The following is a 16705-nucleotide window of genomic DNA, read 5'->3' on the forward strand; positions in this document are numbered from 1 at the left end:
ACAAGGGGAGAAGAAGGAGGAACGTCTTCGTTCAGCTTACAGCTGCCCCAGCAGCGTATCGCCGCCGGAGACTTCGACCTTGCCGGGCGCGGGCTCGAGGTTGAGCTTCTTCACCACGCCATCGTCGATCAGCATCGAGTAGCGCTTGGAGCGGATGCCGAGGCCGTTGCCGGAGGCGTCCAGCTCCATGCCGATTGCCTTGGTGAAGTCGGCATTGCCGTCGGCGAGGAACACGGCTTCGTCGCGCTGGTCGGTGTCGCGCTTCCAGGCGTTCATGACGAAGGCGTCGTTGACGGAGACGATGGCGATGGTGTTCACACCCTTGTCCTTGATGGCATAGGCGTTGAGGAAGATGCTCGGCAGGTGCATCTTGTGGCAGGTGCCGGTATAGGCGCCGGGCACCGCGAACAGCGCCACCTTCTTGCCCTTGAAAATGTCCTCGGTGGTTTTGACCTGCGGCCCTTCCGCCGTCATCACGCGAAACTTGGCTTCCGGCAGCTTGTCGCCAACTTGGATCGTCATCGTCAATTCTCCCTCAATGATCGGCTTGTGTCTTAGACCGGGCGGGTGACCGGCACAATATTCGCGGGGGTTGAAACGGCAACGGTAGCGGCCGTTCACGCTTCCGTCATCACGGCGAAAAACCCCCTTCGTCCAGGAAGGCTTGCTCCTCGGGCGTGGTGATGCGGCCCAAAATGCGGTTGCGATGAGGGAAGCGGCCAAACCGCCGGATGATATCGGCGTGGTGTTCGGCCCATTTCAGGCTTTCGGCTTGGCCGGCCGCGCGCTGCAGTTCGATGCAGCGCAACTGGTCGGCCAGATGCTCCGAATGCATGAGGGGCAGATAAAGGAATTGACGCAGCTCGGGATCGATCCGCGCGTCCACGCCGCGATCGATGGCGCGGTGCGCCACCTCGCGGGCGAGGCGGTCGCTGGCATAGGTTCTGATGTCGCCGCGGAACATGTTGCGGGGAAACTGGTCGAGCACGATGACGAGCGCCATCGCGCCGTCATCGCTCGTTTCCCAGGACGACAATTCGCCGGCTGCCGCTCGCTGCCACAGGTCGAGAAAGCGCCGGCGCACCTCCGCGTCGAACGCGTCGTCGCGCGTGTACCAGCGCTCGGGGCCGGCGTCACGCCAGAAGGCCAAAATGCCGGCCGGCGTGACGGGAGCTTCAGCCATCGACAGGAAGCCCGTACGCTCTTACGCCGCGGCCTTCTTCTCGTCGCGCAGTTCGCGGCGCAGGATCTTGCCGACATTGGTCTTGGGCAGGTCGGTCCTGAACTCGATCTGCTTGGGGACCTTATAGGCGGTGAGCTGGGTGCCGCAGTACTTGATGACGTCCTCAGCCGTCAGGTTCGGGTCCTTCTTGACGATGAACGCCTTCACCGCCTCGCCCGATTTCGAGTCGGCTACGCCGATTACGGCGCATTCGAGCACGCCGGCATGGCTTGCGATCACTTCCTCGATCTCGTTCGGATAGACGTTGAAGCCCGAGACCAGGATCATGTCCTTCTTGCGGTCGACGATCTTGGTGTAGCCGCGTTCGTCCATCACGCCGATGTCGCCGGTGCGGAAGAAGCCGTCCGCGGTCATCACGTTCGCGGTCTCTTCCGGCCGGTTCCAGTAGCCAATCATCACCTGCGGGCCCTTGGCGCAGATCTCGCCGGCTTCGCCGAGCGGCACTTCCTTGCCGTCGTCGTCGCGGATCGAGAGATCGGTCGAGGGCACGGGAATGCCGATCGAGCCGGAGAACTGGTCGATGTCGGCCGGGTTGCAGGTCAGCGTCGGCGAGGTCTCGGACAGGCCGTAGCCTTCCGACAGCGCGCAGCCGGTAACCTTCAGCCACTTCTCGGCGACAGGTTTTTGCGTCGCCATGCCGCCGCCGAACGAGGTCTTCAGCTTGGAGAAGTCGACCTTGTCGAAGCCGGGCGAATTCAATAGTCCGTTGTAGAGCGTGTTGACCGCCGGGAAGCTGTTGACCTGGTATTTCATGAGCTCCTTGATGAAGCCCGGCATGTCGCGCGGGTTCGGGATCAACAGGTTGACGCCACCGGCCCGCATCGCGAGCAGGAAGCACGCCGTCAGCGCAAAGATGTGATAGAGCGGCAGCGCGCAGACGATGAAGAGCTGGTCGACATGCGGCGGCTTCTTCAGCGCCGGCTGCAGCCAGGCGTCGTTCTGCAGCACGTTGGCGAGGATGTTGCGGTGGAGCAGCGTGGCGCCCTTGGAGACGCCGGTGGTGCCACCGGTGTACTGCAGGAAGGCGACGTCATCGAGCATGAGCTTCGGCTTGTCGAGCTTCTTGCCGCGGCCGGCGGCGAGCGCGTCGTTGAACGAGACCGCGCCCGGGATCGACCAGGCCGGCACCATCTTCTTCACCTTGCGCACGACCAAATTGACGATCACGCCCTTGAAGCCAAGGAGGTCACCCATGCTGCCGACGATCACGTGCTTGACCGCGGTCCTCGCGATCACCTGCTGCACGGTGGTAGCGAAATTCTCAAGAACGATGATCGCCTCGGCGCCGGAATCCTTGAGCTGATGCTCGAGCTCGCGCGGGGTGTAAAGCGGGTTGACGTTCACGACAGCATAGCCGGCGCGCAGCACGGCGGCGGTCGAGACCGGATATTGCAGCACGTTCGGCATCATCAGCGCGACGCGGGCGCCCTTTTGCAGGCCCTTGCTCTGCAGATAGGCGCCAAGTGCTGCCGACATTTCGTCGAGGTCGCGGTAGCTGATCGACTTGTCCATGCAGATGAACGCCTTGCGATCGGCGAACTTCTTGAAGCTTTCTTCCAACAGCTCGACCAGCGACGAGTACTGGTTGACGTCGATATCGGCGGGCACGCCGGCCGGATATTGCTTGAGCCAGATCCGCTCCATGGTATTTCCCCTCTGGTTGTTTCCCTGTTTCTCGGCCGGGCGCGCCTTGTTTTGGGCAGTATTGTGAATGCCGTCGCCGATGGCAAGCGGCTGCGCGTTATCGACGCATTCGGCGATCTGGAATTGTTCGGCCGAATGGCAGGAAAACTGCCTAATTACGCGGCTTCGCGGGCCGTTAACCAGCCGGCTTGGTTTCGCCCTTGGGTTTAGCGGCGGCCTTCGGCTTGGCCGGCTTCGGCGTGCCCTTGTCTCCGGCGGCGGCGGGCTTGGCGGCTGGCTTTTTTTCGGCCGAGGCGGCCGGTTTGGCGGCAGCCTCCGGCTTGGCGTTCGCATGTCTGGCCGCCGTAGCCTTGGCGCCTGGCTTCGCGTCGGCTTCAGCCTTGGGCGCCCCGGCATCGGGCTTCTTCGCGGCAATCTTCGATTTCTTGCCGCGCCTTGCCGACGCCTGCTTCTCGGCCTCCGCCGCAACGGCCGCGATCAACGCGGCGCCGGTCTTGGTCGGACCGGTATAGACCGGAACAGGCTCGGACGGCGCGGCCGCGGCCGCCAGTAGATCCGCAGGCTTGACCGGTGGCTGCAGCCCCGCCGTGAAGAAGGTCACCGCGGTTTCGCCGGTTGAAGCATTGCCATTGCTGGCGACGACATCCGCGTCCTCGTCGGTGGCTGGACGCTTGCGTTTGCCGTTGCACATCTCTTCGCGCAGGTTCGGCGGCGTCGCATCGATCGGAACCAGACTGTCGACGGTGCCGAGCGCGGGCTTCAGCCAGCCCAGCCCGTGGCCGCCGAAGCCGCGCTCCAGCAATTGTGCCGCGCGAACCGCGCGCGCCTGCCCCGAGGATGCGCCGAGCACGACGGCGATCAGCCGTTTGCCGTTCCGTGTCGCAGAGGCGACCAGGTTGTAGCCGGAAGCGCAGATGAAGCCGGTCTTGAAACCGTCGGCGCCGGGATAGCGTCCGATCAGCTTGTTGAAATTATGCGTCACCCTGCGGCCGTAGCGGATCGAGGGAATGTGCATGAAGTATTCGTATTCCGGCAGATCGCGAATGACGGCGCGCGCCAGGATCGCGAGATCGCGCGCCGAAGTGACCTGTCCGTCCGCCGGCAGGCCGTTCGGATTGACGTAGCTCGTCTGCGTCATGCCGAGCTTCAGCGCGGTCTGGTTCATCGTGCCGGAGAAACCGTCGACTGATCCGCCGACGCCTTCGGCAAGCACCACGGCCATGTCGTTGGCCGACTTCACCATCATCATCTTGAGCGCGTTGTCGACGGTCACCTGGGTGCCCGGAGGGAAACCCATCTTGGACGGCGATTCTGCGGCGGCCACCGGCGATACCGTCAACAACGTGTCGAGCGAGAGACGGCCTTCCTTGACGGCCTTCAGCGTGACGTAGGCCGTCATGATCTTGGTCACCGAGGCCGGATACCAGGGCATGGTGGCGTTGTCGGCCTGCAGGACCTTGCCGGTATCGGCTTCGACAACCAGCAGCGCTTCGGCGTGCACGGCGCGCGGCGTCACGACGGCAAGCGCCGCCACGAGAAGAATCCAGTTCGCCGACGGACGGCGAAGCAGCGGGCGAAGAAAATGCACTTTTCCGTTCCGGTCCTTTGAGACCCGCCTTCGAAAAGGAGGTCCTCGAGATCTAGCGTTCGGGTTTCAAGCGTGTCCGGCGCCGTCGCGTTGCGGCAGGCGCAAACCTATACCGGCTTGCCGATTCAGAACAGAGGCCGGGCGATTAAATCGTGGACGAAATCGTCGCAAATTCGGCAATGTCTAAACCGTGATCGCGCTCACGCAGGGCCTATTTGGCCTCGATTCCGGCGCGTGCATACTCCTGCACCATGAACTGGGCCTTCGCGAGTTCCGCAAAGCGCCCGCCCTTGGCCACCAGTTCATCGAAAGTTCCACTTTCGATCACGCGGCCGTTGTCGAACATCAGGATGCGGGTGGCGTTGCGAATGGTCGAAAGCCGGTGCGCGATCACGAAGGTGGTGCGGCCCTTCATCACCTCGTCGAGGGCGGCATTGACCTTGGCCTCGGTGACCGCGTCGAGCGCGCTGGTCGCCTCGTCGAGGATCAGGATCGGCGGGTCTTTTAGCAGCGCGCGAGCGATCGACAGACGCTGCCGTTCGCCGCCGGACAGCATGCGGCCGCGTTCGCCGGCATGAGTCTCGAATTTCTTGTCGCTGCGCTCGATGAATTCGAGCGCCTGTGCGCGGCTTGCGGCGATGCGCATTTCCTCGTCGGTGGCGTCAGGCTTGCCGACGCGCAGATTGTCGGCGAGCGAGCGGTTGAACAGCAACGCTTCCTGAAACACCACGCCGATATTCCGCCGCAGCGCGGTCAGCTTCAGGCCGCGGATGTCCATGCCGTCGATCTTGATGATGCCGGATTGCGGGTCGAACGCGCGGTGCAGAAGCGCGATCGCGGTGGATTTGCCGGCGCCGGTCGGGCCGACCAGGGCGATGGTCTGGCCGGGCAGAGCGGTAAACGAGACGTCCTCGACCGCGGGCCGCTTGCCATCATAGGAGAACGAGACGTCGTTGAATTCGATGAGGCCGGAGAGCCGCCCGGTGTCCATGGCGTTGGGCCGGTCGCGCACCGCGGGCACCGCGTCCAGCACGTCGAAGAATTCCTGCAGGCGCGGCGCCTCCATGAACACGCTGTTGATGAAGCTCACCACCTGTTCGAGCTTCTGGATCAGCATGGTCGCGAAGCTCACGAACATCACGATTTCGCCGACCGTGGTCTGCCCCTGTCCGTGCAGGTAGATGCCGACGGTGAAGATCGCAAGCACGGTGATGGTGGTAGAAGCGCGGGTGATGACGGTGACCAGCGCCCACCAGCCCAGTACCGGCATCTGCACGGCGAGCAGCTTGTCGGCGACGAAGCGCAGGCCCTGAACTTCGGCATCGATCCGCACAAAACTCTGCACCAGCGCGACGTTGCCGAGCGCGTCGGAGGCGCGGGCGGAGAGATCGCTGTAATGCGCCTCGACCTCGCTCTGCATGCCATAGGTCTTGCGCACCACCAGCGTGGTCAGCACGGTAAATATCACGCACAGCGCGAACAAGAGGATTGCCAGCCGCCAGTTGATGTAGAACGCGAGCGGCAGCAGCACGACCAGCGACAGGATCGCCGCAAAGTGCTCGCGGAAGAATCCGAGCCAGAGCCGCCACAGCGAATCAGTGCCGTTGAGCATCACCTTCATCAGCCGGCCGGAATGGGTGCCGGTGTGGAAGGTCAGCGGCAGTTGCATGATGTGCTCGAAATAGTCGGTCAGCACCGCCTGACGCTGGCGGTGTGCCAGCTTGTCGGCATGGAGCGCGACCAGCGCGCTGCAGGCGATGGTGAACAGGCCGAACCCGACCCAGGCCGCCAGCAGCGGCCAGGCCGAGTTCGTCGCCAGCGGGCCGGTCTGCGGCTTGCCGGAGAGCACGTCGATGATCTTGCCGAACAGCACCGGCTCGGCGAATTGCGCGGCGGCCAGCAGCAGATTGGCGACCGCGAGAATCCAGCCCAGTCGCGCCTCCTTGCCGAGCAGCTCGAGGACACGGGTGTAAAGGCGCAGCATGGACATTCGGATAAGGACTCAAAGGAAGCGATCAGCGGAGGTGCATTCTAATCAGGGATCGCGGTGGAGAACCAGAGCGGGATGAATTTGGTTCCGGTGCCGCGGAGACACCCACAGACCTCATCCTGAGAGGAGTTCGTAGCCCGGATGGAGCGAAGCGTAATCCGGGATCCTTGCGAAATTCGGCGGCGGTCCCGGGTTTCGCTTCGCTTCACCCGGGCTACGGCTATCGCGGCTCCTCATCATGAGGGGCCTGCCTCAATTGATCATGCGGCTGTTGAGCGGTGGCAGGAACTGGTCGTCGAAGATGTCGGAGGCCTGCGGCCGCTTCTGAAACTTGAAATCTTCCCCGACCTGGTCGATCGAGCGCTCGAATCGCACCGGATCGATCGCGCCGATGCCGTTGCGTTTCACTTCGCTGGTCAGGATGTTGTCGCGCAGGATGCTTTGCAGTCGTTCGAGTTCGAGGTCCTTTGAGCCGCCGTCCATGCGATTGGCGACTTCGGTCGCGGCACCTGCAGGGTCCTTGATCGTCAGATTGAGGCCTCCGATCACGGCCCGCACGAATCCCTTCACCGCCTCGGGCTTGGCGGCCGCCAGCGCCGGATTGACGATGACGGCGAAACCATAGGCCTCGCAGCCATAGTCGGCGAACTTCAGCAGCGCCAGATCGTCGGCCGGCACGCCGCGGTCCCTCAAATTGATCGCCGACAGATAGGAGAATCCGGTCACGGCATCGATCTGGCCGGCCGACAGCATCGGCTCGCGCACCGCGGCGCTGATGCTGCTCTGTTTCACGCTCTTGATCTTGATGCCGTTCTGGTGCGCCACCGCCGGCCACAGCCGGACCGACAGGTCGCCTTCGGCGACGCCGAGGGTCTTGCCCTCGATATCGGTCAGCGCGCGGACGCCGCGGCTCCTGCGGGCGATGATCGAATAGGGCGCCTTGTTGAACAGGACGAACACCGCCTTGATCCTGGGGCCGCCCTGCTTGTCCTTGTCGCGAAACCGCATCAACGCGTTGATGTCGACCACCGCAAAATCGCTGGTGCCCGCCGCGACGCGCGCAATCGCATCCGACGATCCGCTGGCGATGTTGGTGGTGACCGCAAGCGCTTCCGCGCCGAACAGACCGCCGGCTGAGGCCATCACGAACGGGGCCGCCGCGGCATCGATCGGACGATCGAGCGAAAACTGGATCGCGAGCGGAGGCCGCGGCTCGTCCGCGGCCAGGACATTGCTCGCCACCAAGCCCGCAATCGCACACAGCCCGGCAAGGGAAGCCAAGAGAATGCTGAAGAGAACGCTCAGGCGAGAGCGGATGGCGTTGGTCCTGATAGCACGCATCGAGATTACATCAGCATGAGGTGGGACAAGTTGCCGCGCCGGCGATGACTGTTTCGTGACATCGCCAACGGCATGAATCGCCCTTGGGCGAGCCATTCTGCAGCATCTAACCTGAACGGTCGATGACTGCCATGATTTTGCCAGGGATCGTTCAGCTGCCGTTCGGATTGGGGAACCTAGTATCCGCCCTGTGGTTAGCTATCTGAGGCCTGTCGGGCCAGCTTCCACGGAGGATGTCGAAATGTTTGCGCGAAAGGGTTTGTTTTCATCGATCGGCCGCGCCGGCGCGGTGGCGACGGTTGTGGCGGTAGCGCTGACGGCAGTCGAGCCGTCGATGGCCTTCGCCGGCTCCGCGACGTCAGGCAAAGCCTCAGGCAACGGCGTCTCGGCGTCGACCGGGACCAGCGACGCGACCGATATCAGCGCGCGCCGCCGGCATTATCGCGGCGGCGGCGGTGGTGCCGCGGCAGCGGCGGCCTTTGCCGGCATCGTCGGCACTGGGCTCGCGATCGCGGCCACGCAGAACCGCCGCGACTACTACTATGACCGCGGCTACGGCTACTATGGCGGCGGCCCGGCCTATTACGGCGGCCCGACCTATTACTCGCCAGGCCCTTACTACGGCCGTAGGCACTACTACGGCGGCTGGTAAACGCGACCGCTAAAATCGCAACCGTTAAAGATGAATCCACCGGCCGCTCCGGCCGGTGGATTTTTTACGGTTGCAGGGCCGGCCGTTAACACGCTCGCCACGGCTTTGCATTAGGTTCAGAGAATGAGTGATTCGCTCGAACGGCTTTATCAGGCTGTCATCGCGGCCAGGGATCTCGATCCGGCCACGTCGAGAACGGCCCGGCTGTTTCAGCGCGGCCCCTCCAAGATGGCCAAGAAGCTCGCCGAGGAAGCCATCGAAGTCGTCATCGACGCCGTCAACGGCAACACCGAGGCGGTGGTCCGCGAGAGTGCCGATCTGCTCTACAACCTGACCGTCCTGTGGGCTTCGGCCGGCGTGAAGCCGGAGGACGTCTGGCGCGAAATGGAGCGGCGCGAGGAAATGCTCGGCATCGCCGAGAAGCTGCCGAAGTCGGCGGTCAAAATGCCCAAAGTTCTGGCGAGCAAGGCGCTACCTGCCAAGGCGTTGCCCAAGACTTTGCCGAAGACTTTGCCCAAGGAGTTGTCCAAGGCGACGGCGTCCCCCGCGGTTCGGCGGCGAATTGTCGCGCTGGAAGGCCGCTCCTCGCATAAACGGCACTAATTCCTCTCCAATTCCGTCCTTTTCCGGCATGGACAAATCCGCCGCATGATGGTTCATGCGGCCATGCTGAAACGGACCTACGACTGGTGCATCGACGCCGCTGACAAGCCCTACGCGCTCTGGATCATGGCGGCCGTATCCTTCGCGGAAAGCTCGTTCTTCCCGATTCCGCCCGACATCATGCTGCTGCCGATGTCGTTGGCGCGGCCGAAGAAGGCATGGTGGTTCGCGACCGTCTGCACGATCTCTTCCGTCGCCGGCGGCGTGGTCGGATACGCGATCGGCGCGCTGCTCTACGATTCGATCGGGCACTGGCTGATCACCCTTTACGGTCTCAGTGACAAGGTCGAGACCTTCCGAGCCTCTTATGCTGAATGGGGCGCGGTGATCATCCTGCTGAAGGGGCTGACGCCGATCCCCTACAAGCTCGTGACCATCACCTCGGGCTTCGCGGGCTACAATATCTGGCTGTTCATCCTGTGCTCCATCGTCGCGCGCGGCGGGCGCTTCTTCGTGGTCGCCGTCCTGCTCAACCGCTATGGCGACCAGATCCGGAGCGAGCTGGAAAAGCGGCTCGGCCTGTGGGTCGCCATCGGGGCCGTCGTGCTGGTGCTCGGTTTCGTCGTTGCGTTCAAGCTGATCTAGCCGGGCTCTTTGCCGGGCTCGACCTTGAGGCTACGCTTCTTGATATGCCCGATCGAACTGGACATCTCTTCAATCTATTCGGGACGCAGCTCGCGACCTTCAGCCTTGGCTTGTCGATGCTGGTGATCGGTTCCGGCGCCGCCTGGCCGCAGGCCGCGCCTCCATCTACGCTCGGCCTGCAGTCGCCGGCCCAGCAACCGGTGCCGGCTCAGCCCGAGCCGCAGCAGATCGAACCGCCGCCGCGCGACGAGAATCCGGGTCTGATCAACGAGATCGGCAAGCTGTTCGAGAAATCCAAATCGCTGCTGCCGTCGCTGAAGAGCCCGAGCGAGACCATCGACGATTTCAACGCGCGGACCAAGGACGCCGGCGAAGGCCTGTCGAACATGGCAAAGCCCTCGACCATGGTGAGCGGGCGGGCGGCGTGTCTCGTGTCGGCCAACGGCGCACCGGACTGCAAGGCCGGCGCCGACCGGCTGTGCCAGAGCAAGGGCTACAAGGAAGGCAAGAGCCTCGACACCGATGCGGCCGAGAAATGCTCGCCGAAAGTGTACCTGCCGGGCTACAAGCGCCAGCCGGGCGACTGCAAGAACGAAAATTACGTGACGAGGGCGCTATGTCAGTAGCAATCTCGCGGTAGCGCCAAAACGCAATACTTGACACTGGAAAGATTGCCTTGTTGGTATGACGTACGGCATCTTTAGGGCCGTGATCCGGAATGGCGGATGCCAGACCTGCAAAGGGATCACGCGCCGAAACCGTGCCGCGCTTTACGCAAACAGATTGAGGATCGCTTCGAATGTCCATGCCCGCGCTGTTCAAGGGCCGCCTGTCGATACCCGTGATCGGGTCGCCATTGTTCATCATCTCCGTGCCCGATCTCGTGATCGCCCAGTGCAAGGCCGGCGTGGTCGGATCGTTTCCGGCGCTGAATGCGCGGCCGGCTTCGCTGCTCGACGAGTGGATCGCCCGGATCACCGAAGAACTCGCGGCTTACGACAAGGCCCATCCGGAGCGCCCGTCGGCACCGTTCGCGGTGAACCAGATCGTTCACAAGTCCAACAACCGGCTCGATCATGATCTGGCCGTCTGCGAGAAGTACAAGGTGCCGATGCTGATCACCTCGCTCGGCGCGCGCGAGGAGCTCAACAAGGCGGCGCACGACTGGGGCGGCATCGTCTTCCACGACGTGATCAACCAGAAATTCGCGCACAAGGCGGTCGAGAAGGGCGCCGACGGCCTGGTCTTGGTGGCGGCCGGCGCCGGCGGCCATGCCGGCACGATCTCGCCGCTCGCCTTCGTCGAGGAGACGCGCGCCTGGTTCGATGGACCGATCGCGCTGTCCGGCGCAATCGCCAACGGCCGCGCGATCCGCGCGGCGCGCATTCTCGGCGCCGACTTCGCCTATATCGGCTCGGCCTTCATCGCGACCGAGGAAGCCAACGCGGCCGAAGGCTACAAGGAGATGATCACGTCCTCGTCGGCGGAAGACATCGTCTATTCGAACCTGTTCACCGGCGTGCATGGCAATTACCTCAAGCCGTCGATCGTCAAGGCCGGCCTCAATCCCGACGACCTGCCGACCTCCGATCCCTCCAAAATGAGCTTCGGCACCGACGCCTCGGGCGAGCGCAACAAGCCGAAGGCGTGGAAGGAAATCTGGGGCTCTGGTCAGGGTATCGGCGGCATCGGCAAGGTCATGCCGGCCGCTGAACTGATCGCGCGGTTCAAGAAGGAATATGACGAGGCGGTCGACCCCGCGCTGTGATGCGTCTTGCGGGGCGCGCCCCGTCGTGAAGGCGATGGAGGATCGATGGCGGCCAGACAGGATCTGAGCGCGCATGTCGCGCTGGTGACGGGCGCGTCCCGCGGCATCGGTGCGGCGGTTGCGCTGGCGCTTGCGGAAGCCGGCGCCGCGGTTGCGGTGAATTACCGCGAGCGCGCGGAAGCCGCGGAGGCTGTCGTCGCCAGGGTCAAGGCCGGCGGCGGTCGCGCGACCGCGGTCGCGGCCGATGTCTCGCAGGCGGCGGCCGTGGCTGCGATGGTCGAACAGGTCGCATCCGCGCTCGGCCCGATCGATATCCTCGTCAACAATGCCGGCGTCGCGATCGTGCGCGGCGTCGATGATTTGACCGAGGACGATTTCGACCGCACCATCGCGGTCAACCTGAAATCGGCGTTCCTGTGCACGCAGGCCGTTCTGCCCATGATGCGGGCGCGCCAATGGGGCCGGATCGTCAACATCTCGTCGGGTGCTGCACGCGGCGCCGGCGCCATCGGCGTGCATTACAACGCCTCCAAGGCCGGCATGGAAGGATTGACGCGCGGGTACGCGGCGCGTCTCGTCAAGGAAGGCATCACCGTCAACGCGGTGGCGCCGTCGTTGATCGCAACCGACATGATGGGCGGCCGGACCGATCTCGCCCGCAACATCCCGCTCGGCCGCATGGGCCAGGCCGAGGAAGTGGCGCAAGCCGTCGCGATGGTGCTCGGCAACGACTACATGACCGGACAGACCATCGTCCTCAATGGCGGCATGGCGTTCATTTGACGCATGTCGTCCTGCTCTCCGTCTCTTGCGAAATGCGCGGGGCGCGATCTGCCCGCCGCGGCCTCGACTCGTTGTGCCGGAGCAGGCAAGAAGCGGTTCCCTTTGATCGACAGGACCCCACACTAATGGAAGCCATCTTTCGCGTTGACGGCAACGACGTCGTCACTAGCCCCTTTGCTGCGGGGCCATGGGACCCGAGCATGCAACACGGCTCGCCGCCGGCGGCGCTGGTGGTGTGGGCGGCGGAGCGGATTGCGACGCCGGTCGCGATGCGCGTTGCGCGCGTGACGGTCGACCTGATGCGTCCCGTGCCGGTGGCGCCGCTGACCATCGAGAGCGAGGTGTTGCGCGAGGGGCGCAAGATCCAGCTCTGCGCGATCAGATTATTGGCCGGCGGCGTGGTCGTGGTCGGCGCGACCGTGCTGAAGATCAAGGTGCAGGCCCACGAACTGCCGCCCGAGGCGGCGATCCTGCCGATAGAGCTTCCGGGGCCGGATCAGTCGCGGGTCGAGCCCGCGGATTTTTCCTCCAGTCCATTCGTGACCGGCATGTCGCTGCGCGCCGCCCGCGGCCGGTTCGGCTCGCCCGGTCCCGGCGCGATCTGGTACCGCGTCGACCGGTCGATCGTGGAAGGCGCGCCGGTATCGCAGGCGATGCGGGCGATGGCGGCGGCGGATTTCTGCAATGGTACCGCGGCCGTGCTGGACTTTCGCGAATGGACCTTTCTCAACGCCGACCTGACCGTGAATTTTTCGCGCGAGCCGGTCGGCGACTGGATCCTGCTCGATGCCGAATCCTGGATCGGTCCCGATGGCGCGGGGCTGGCCATGGCGCGGCTCGCCGATGAGCGCGGCTATTTCGGCCGCGCCATCCAGAGTCTGGTGATCGAGAAGCGCTGAGCGCAGACAGACGGCGTGGTGAAGCCGCGATCACAGGGATCGCGGCTTGCTGGTCATTCGAGTTCGAGCGGCTGGTAGCGTCCGCTCTCATCGAGCGCCGTGCCCCACACCTTGTTCGAGGCCTGGTGCTCGGAGCGGCCGAAGCTCAGCTGGGTCCCGAGACCGAGGTCGAGATTGCGCATCGTCTCCAACGTGTCGATCAGCTTCTCCGTATCGATCTGCGGGCCGGTCCGCTTGATGCCCGCGATCAGGACATTGGCGGCGACATAGCCTTCGAACGAAACGTAGTCGGCCGCTTCGCCTGGGAAATACTTGGCGAGCGCGTTCTTGTATTCGAGCACGGCGGATGAATAGCCCGACACCGCCGGCACCACCTGCGTCACGATCACGCCGTTGGTGTAGCGCGGTCCCAACAGCTTCAGTTCTTCGGCAAGCGCGGTGGAGCCGACGAACGAAACGTTGGAGTAGATCAAGCCGGGATAGGCTTCGCGCGTCTTCTCGATGAACCTTGCCGCGGCCCGGTAGGTCGCGACCATGACCACCGCCTTGATCGGCGGCTTCGCGAGCTTCAACTGATTGATGGCGTCGTCGACGTCCACGGTGTTTCGCGCATAGTTGAGCCGAAGGATGGCGCCGTCGTTGGCGCCCATGGAGCGGAACGCCTTCGCGACTCCTGCAAATCCGGAATCGCCGTACGAATCCTGCTGCGCAAAGACCGCGATCTGGCGCGGCTGCAGTCGGCGTATCTTGACGAGGTAACGAACGACCGCGTCGGTTTCCTGAACATAGCTGGCGCGATAATTGAAGACGTAGCGATCCGGCGGATCGTTGCGCAGGATGTTGGAACCGGTGAAGGCCCCGAAGAACAGCATCCGGCGTTCGAGCGCGTAAGGGATCGCCACCGCCGCGGTCGGCGTGCCGACATTGCCGACGATGCCGAACACCTGGTCCTTTTCATAGAGCTGCTTCATGGCCTCGCCGGTGCGCGAAGGCTCGTAGCCGTCGTCGGCGGCGAACAATTTCAGCATCCGCCCATCCACGCCGCCGCTATCGTTGATCCGGTTGAAGGCGGTTTCGATGCCGAGTTTCATCTGGCGTCCCAGCTCGCGGGCCGAGCCGGAGAAGGGGGCGGCGATGCCGAAGCGGATTTCCTTTTCGCCGACGCCGCGCGGCAGCGGTCCGGCCGGCACGTTGGCCGTCGGCGCGGTCGCGGCATTCGCGGCGGTCGCCGCGGCGGCAGGCGACGGGCCGATCACGCTGGAGAGGCTCGGTCCGGAGATCGAGCGTTCGAGATCGGCAAGCTGTCGGTCGGCCCGGATGCAATCGATCTTGCCCGAGGTGACGGCGGCGCGTCCTTCGGAGACGGTGCGATCGAACGTCTGGGTAAGGTCAGAACGCTCCGCCTCGTTCGACGAGGCCTCCCGGATCACCTGTGAAAATTTGTCGACAATGGTCTGGATGCGGGGACGCGCAATGTCGCGGCAGGCCTGTGCCGAGCCGATCACAGGGCCGACGCGGCCGGCAAGGTCGCGCACGATCGTAATGTCGCCGGCGGCTTGCGCGCTGCCTGCGATGCCGAAGAGCATGGCTCCGGCCAACAAGGTGACGCGGAGCGAGGTCATGGCAGACCTTGAGAACAAGATCGCTGAAAGTCGGTTCTCGGGCATGGTCAGCCCTCCGTCTGGATTATGGGTTGGTGCGTTGTGGTGTGGCCGGATCCGGCTTCTCGCGCCACTGCATGAACTGCTTGAGCAATTGGCTGTCCTGCTCGGACGCCGCCGGAGCGCTCGGCGGGGTGGAGGCGAGAAGGGCCTGGAACTCGTTGATCGCAGGCTTTGGCGAAGCCTCGGTGGACTGGAACAGCGCGCTCTTGATCGACTGCGCGACGTTGGAGAACGTCGACGTCGACGCCTCACCATCGCCCTGCCGCGAGCCGGGCACGGCGACGACGAAGAACAGCGCCACGAGAGCCGCGACGCCGATGGCGGCGGCGAAGCGTGCCGCGACGGTCCACAATGCCTTCTTCGACTCCAGGCCGGGTTCGTGCATCAGCTCGGGATCGAGGGGATGGCGCAGCGCATCGGATACTGCGCTCTCGAGCTGGGAGTCGAAGGACACAGGAGAAAACGGCGTTTCGGGGCTTGCACCGCGCATCGCGGACCGCTCACGTAACGAGCGCGGCGCGTAGTACAGGGGATCGCGGGGATTGAGATGCTCCTGCTCACTCACACTACTCATGCGCTTACTCCCTATGGCGCTCGGCGGATTAGCACTTGGCGAATTGGTTGGCGACGACGAAACGGCTGCGGACGTATTGGACAGGAGTTCCAGCTCATGGAGGAGGTGCGCGGAGGAATCCACATCCGCTCTCCACCCAGCGCTAAGTTTGGTCGGAGGATTTGAATCAAATTGTGGATCGTCGTCCCTCCGTCCGACGCCACCTGTCTGCGAGATCATATCTCGCGACCACACCATCCCCACGGCTTCCACTGCCTTAGTCCCCTGTCGGCAAATGTCCGTCTGCCCGACGGAACGAGCTGCCAGACCCAGGGAGTCCGCCAGCCACACATAAGTTTGTTGGAACCGCGCGAGGACTAATTTAGGTCGGAAACGTGACAAAAGTAAGTTGAGCTTCTGTTAACTACAACTCGAGAGACCCTTGTTTGCAAAGGCTTTGGCGCGCATCAGCCGCGATCAGCAGCAAGAATCGGCCACAAATGCGCCGGATTCGCCGCATCTTACGCGCTTTTCTGCGCGCAACGCGCGCTGTCGCATTAATTACTCGTTAACCAAGTTCGCCGATTGTTAACCATTCAATAAGAAAGGCGAGTCGAACACATGGACGTCCGAGCGGATCCTACGCGTCAACTGGTCCGGCTGCGCGGCCGTTCCTATGTCGCGTTCGTATTCAGCCCCGTCGTGCCGATCGTGGAATGGCTCGCCGAAATCGACGCCACGCTGGCGCGCTCGCCGGGCTATTTCGTCGGCAAGCCGATCGTGCTCGATCTTGCATCCGTCGATCTTTCCAGCTCCGCCATCGCGCATCTCCTCGGCAGCCTCAACGAGCGCAGCATTCGCGTCCTCGGCATCGAGGGCGTGGGCGAAGAGCGCCTCGGCGCGAACATGCCGCCCTTGCTGACCGGCGGCCGCGCCTGCGTGATCACGCGAAACGAGCCGGCGCAAAAGCCCGAGCCGGAGGCCAAGCCGAAGCCGACCTCGCTGCTGCTCGATAGCCCGGTGCGTTCGGGGCAGTCGATCGTCTTCATGGAGGGCGATGTCACCGTGGTGGGCTCGGTTGGCTCGGGCGCCGAGATCGTCGCCGGCGGATCGATCCACATCTATGGGACGCTGCGCGGCCGCGCGATGGCGGGCGTCAACGGCAATTCCAACGCGCGGATCTACTGCCAGAAGATCGAGGCGGAGCTGCTCGCCATCGACGGTTACTACCAGACTGCAGAAGAAATCGACGAAACGCTCCGTAACCGTCCGGCGCAGGCCTGGCTGCAGGGCGACACCATGAAAATTACCCCGCTGAACTAATCGGCTAAG

The 16705-nt window shown here is 63.9% G+C and carries 16 protein-coding genes; 8 read left to right on the forward strand and 8 right to left on the reverse strand.

What is annotated here, in order from left to right:
- Positions 1–36 precede the first annotated feature (36 nt).
- The 6 genes from IVB22_RS09950 to IVB22_RS09975 all read right to left on the reverse strand — a co-directional run bounded on the left by IVB22_RS09950 (position 37) and on the right by IVB22_RS09975 (position 7806).
- On the reverse strand, positions 37–522 hold the full coding sequence (locus tag IVB22_RS09950; protein WP_247517158.1) for a peroxiredoxin: 486 nt from the start codon (positions 520–522) through the stop codon (positions 37–39).
- Between the two features lie 109 nt (positions 523–631).
- Positions 632–1183, reverse strand: a complete 552-nt coding sequence (locus IVB22_RS09955; RefSeq protein ID WP_247517159.1) for a DUF924 family protein — start codon at positions 1181–1183, stop codon at positions 632–634.
- A 21-nt stretch (positions 1184–1204) separates the two neighbouring features.
- Positions 1205–2887, reverse strand: coding sequence for a long-chain fatty acid--CoA ligase (locus IVB22_RS09960; RefSeq protein WP_247517160.1), 1683 nt, complete (start codon positions 2885–2887; stop codon positions 1205–1207).
- Positions 2888–3062: 175 nt separating this feature from the next.
- A complete protein-coding gene (locus IVB22_RS09965; RefSeq protein ID WP_247517161.1) occupies positions 3063–4475 on the reverse strand; it encodes a D-alanyl-D-alanine carboxypeptidase family protein in 1413 nt (470 codons plus the stop codon).
- 211 nt (positions 4476–4686) lie between these two features.
- Complete coding sequence (locus IVB22_RS09970) at positions 4687–6465, reverse strand: glucan ABC transporter ATP-binding protein/ permease (protein ID WP_247517162.1); 1779 nt, start codon at positions 6463–6465, stop codon at positions 4687–4689.
- A gap of 252 nt (positions 6466–6717) precedes the next feature.
- Positions 6718–7806: an ABC transporter substrate-binding protein gene (locus IVB22_RS09975; protein ID WP_247517163.1), complete on the reverse strand. Its 1089-nt coding sequence runs from the start codon at positions 7804–7806 to the stop codon at positions 6718–6720.
- Positions 7807–8047: 241 nt separating this feature from the next.
- On the opposite strand from IVB22_RS09975, the gene IVB22_RS09980 reads away from it, so the two are divergent.
- The 7 genes from IVB22_RS09980 to IVB22_RS10010 all read left to right on the forward strand — a co-directional run bounded on the left by IVB22_RS09980 (position 8048) and on the right by IVB22_RS10010 (position 13156).
- A complete protein-coding gene (locus IVB22_RS09980; RefSeq protein WP_247517164.1) occupies positions 8048–8458 on the forward strand; it encodes a hypothetical protein in 411 nt (136 codons plus the stop codon).
- Between the two features lie 123 nt (positions 8459–8581).
- A complete protein-coding gene (gene hisE, locus IVB22_RS09985; RefSeq protein WP_247517165.1) occupies positions 8582–9061 on the forward strand; it encodes a phosphoribosyl-ATP diphosphatase in 480 nt (159 codons plus the stop codon).
- A 63-nt stretch (positions 9062–9124) separates the two neighbouring features.
- Positions 9125–9706: a YqaA family protein gene (locus tag IVB22_RS09990; RefSeq protein WP_247517844.1), complete on the forward strand. Its 582-nt coding sequence runs from the start codon at positions 9125–9127 to the stop codon at positions 9704–9706.
- Between the two features lie 44 nt (positions 9707–9750).
- Positions 9751–10332: a hypothetical protein gene (locus tag IVB22_RS09995; RefSeq protein ID WP_247517166.1), complete on the forward strand. Its 582-nt coding sequence runs from the start codon at positions 9751–9753 to the stop codon at positions 10330–10332.
- A 173-nt stretch (positions 10333–10505) separates the two neighbouring features.
- Entirely contained in the window at positions 10506–11474 is a 969-nt protein-coding gene (locus tag IVB22_RS10000) for a nitronate monooxygenase family protein (protein WP_247517167.1), read from the forward strand.
- A 45-nt stretch (positions 11475–11519) separates the two neighbouring features.
- Positions 11520–12257: an SDR family NAD(P)-dependent oxidoreductase gene (locus IVB22_RS10005; RefSeq protein ID WP_247517168.1), complete on the forward strand. Its 738-nt coding sequence runs from the start codon at positions 11520–11522 to the stop codon at positions 12255–12257.
- 125 nt (positions 12258–12382) lie between these two features.
- Positions 12383–13156, forward strand: a complete 774-nt coding sequence (locus IVB22_RS10010; protein ID WP_247517169.1) for a thioesterase family protein — start codon at positions 12383–12385, stop codon at positions 13154–13156.
- A 53-nt stretch (positions 13157–13209) separates the two neighbouring features.
- Here the strand turns inward: IVB22_RS10010 and IVB22_RS10015 are convergent, their stop codons facing one another.
- Entirely contained in the window at positions 13210–14778 is a 1569-nt protein-coding gene (locus IVB22_RS10015; RefSeq protein WP_247517170.1) for an ABC transporter substrate-binding protein, read from the reverse strand.
- A gap of 64 nt (positions 14779–14842) precedes the next feature.
- A complete protein-coding gene (locus tag IVB22_RS10020; RefSeq protein ID WP_247517171.1) occupies positions 14843–15394 on the reverse strand; it encodes a hypothetical protein in 552 nt (183 codons plus the stop codon).
- A 600-nt stretch (positions 15395–15994) separates the two neighbouring features.
- On the opposite strand from IVB22_RS10020, the gene minC reads away from it, so the two are divergent.
- Entirely contained in the window at positions 15995–16696 is a 702-nt protein-coding gene (minC, locus tag IVB22_RS10025; protein WP_247517172.1) for a septum site-determining protein MinC, read from the forward strand.
- The last annotated feature ends 9 nt before the right edge of the window (positions 16697–16705 follow it).

The sequence above is a fragment of the Bradyrhizobium sp. 190 genome (assembly GCF_023073415.1).
Lineage (GTDB): Bacteria > Pseudomonadota > Alphaproteobacteria > Rhizobiales > Xanthobacteraceae > Bradyrhizobium.

What these genes read in the sequence shown, in the direction of transcription:
- IVB22_RS09995 (WP_247517166.1), top strand. Translation starts at nt 9,751, where the DNA reads ATGCCCGATCGAACTGGACATCTCTTCAATCTATTCGGGACGCAGCTC.
- hisE (WP_247517165.1), top strand. Translation starts at nt 8,582, where the DNA reads ATGAGTGATTCGCTCGAACGGCTTTATCAGGCTGTCATCGCGGCCAGG.
- IVB22_RS09975 (WP_247517163.1), bottom strand. Translation starts at nt 7,806, where the DNA reads ATGCGTGCTATCAGGACCAACGCCATCCGCTCTCGCCTGAGCGTTCTC.
- IVB22_RS10020 (WP_247517171.1), bottom strand. Translation starts at nt 15,394, where the DNA reads ATGAGTAGTGTGAGTGAGCAGGAGCATCTCAATCCCCGCGATCCCCTG.
- minC (WP_247517172.1), top strand. Translation starts at nt 15,995, where the DNA reads ATGGACGTCCGAGCGGATCCTACGCGTCAACTGGTCCGGCTGCGCGGC.
- IVB22_RS09970 (WP_247517162.1), bottom strand. Translation starts at nt 6,465, where the DNA reads ATGTCCATGCTGCGCCTTTACACCCGTGTCCTCGAGCTGCTCGGCAAG.
- IVB22_RS09960 (WP_247517160.1), bottom strand. Translation starts at nt 2,887, where the DNA reads ATGGAGCGGATCTGGCTCAAGCAATATCCGGCCGGCGTGCCCGCCGAT.
- IVB22_RS09990 (WP_247517844.1), top strand. Translation starts at nt 9,125, where the DNA reads ATGCTGAAACGGACCTACGACTGGTGCATCGACGCCGCTGACAAGCCC.
- IVB22_RS09950 (WP_247517158.1), bottom strand. Translation starts at nt 522, where the DNA reads ATGACGATCCAAGTTGGCGACAAGCTGCCGGAAGCCAAGTTTCGCGTG.
- IVB22_RS09955 (WP_247517159.1), bottom strand. Translation starts at nt 1,183, where the DNA reads ATGGCTGAAGCTCCCGTCACGCCGGCCGGCATTTTGGCCTTCTGGCGT.
- IVB22_RS09980 (WP_247517164.1), top strand. Translation starts at nt 8,048, where the DNA reads ATGTTTGCGCGAAAGGGTTTGTTTTCATCGATCGGCCGCGCCGGCGCG.
- IVB22_RS10000 (WP_247517167.1), top strand. Translation starts at nt 10,506, where the DNA reads ATGTCCATGCCCGCGCTGTTCAAGGGCCGCCTGTCGATACCCGTGATC.
- IVB22_RS10010 (WP_247517169.1), top strand. Translation starts at nt 12,383, where the DNA reads ATGGAAGCCATCTTTCGCGTTGACGGCAACGACGTCGTCACTAGCCCC.
- IVB22_RS10005 (WP_247517168.1), top strand. Translation starts at nt 11,520, where the DNA reads ATGGCGGCCAGACAGGATCTGAGCGCGCATGTCGCGCTGGTGACGGGC.
- IVB22_RS10015 (WP_247517170.1), bottom strand. Translation starts at nt 14,778, where the DNA reads ATGACCTCGCTCCGCGTCACCTTGTTGGCCGGAGCCATGCTCTTCGGC.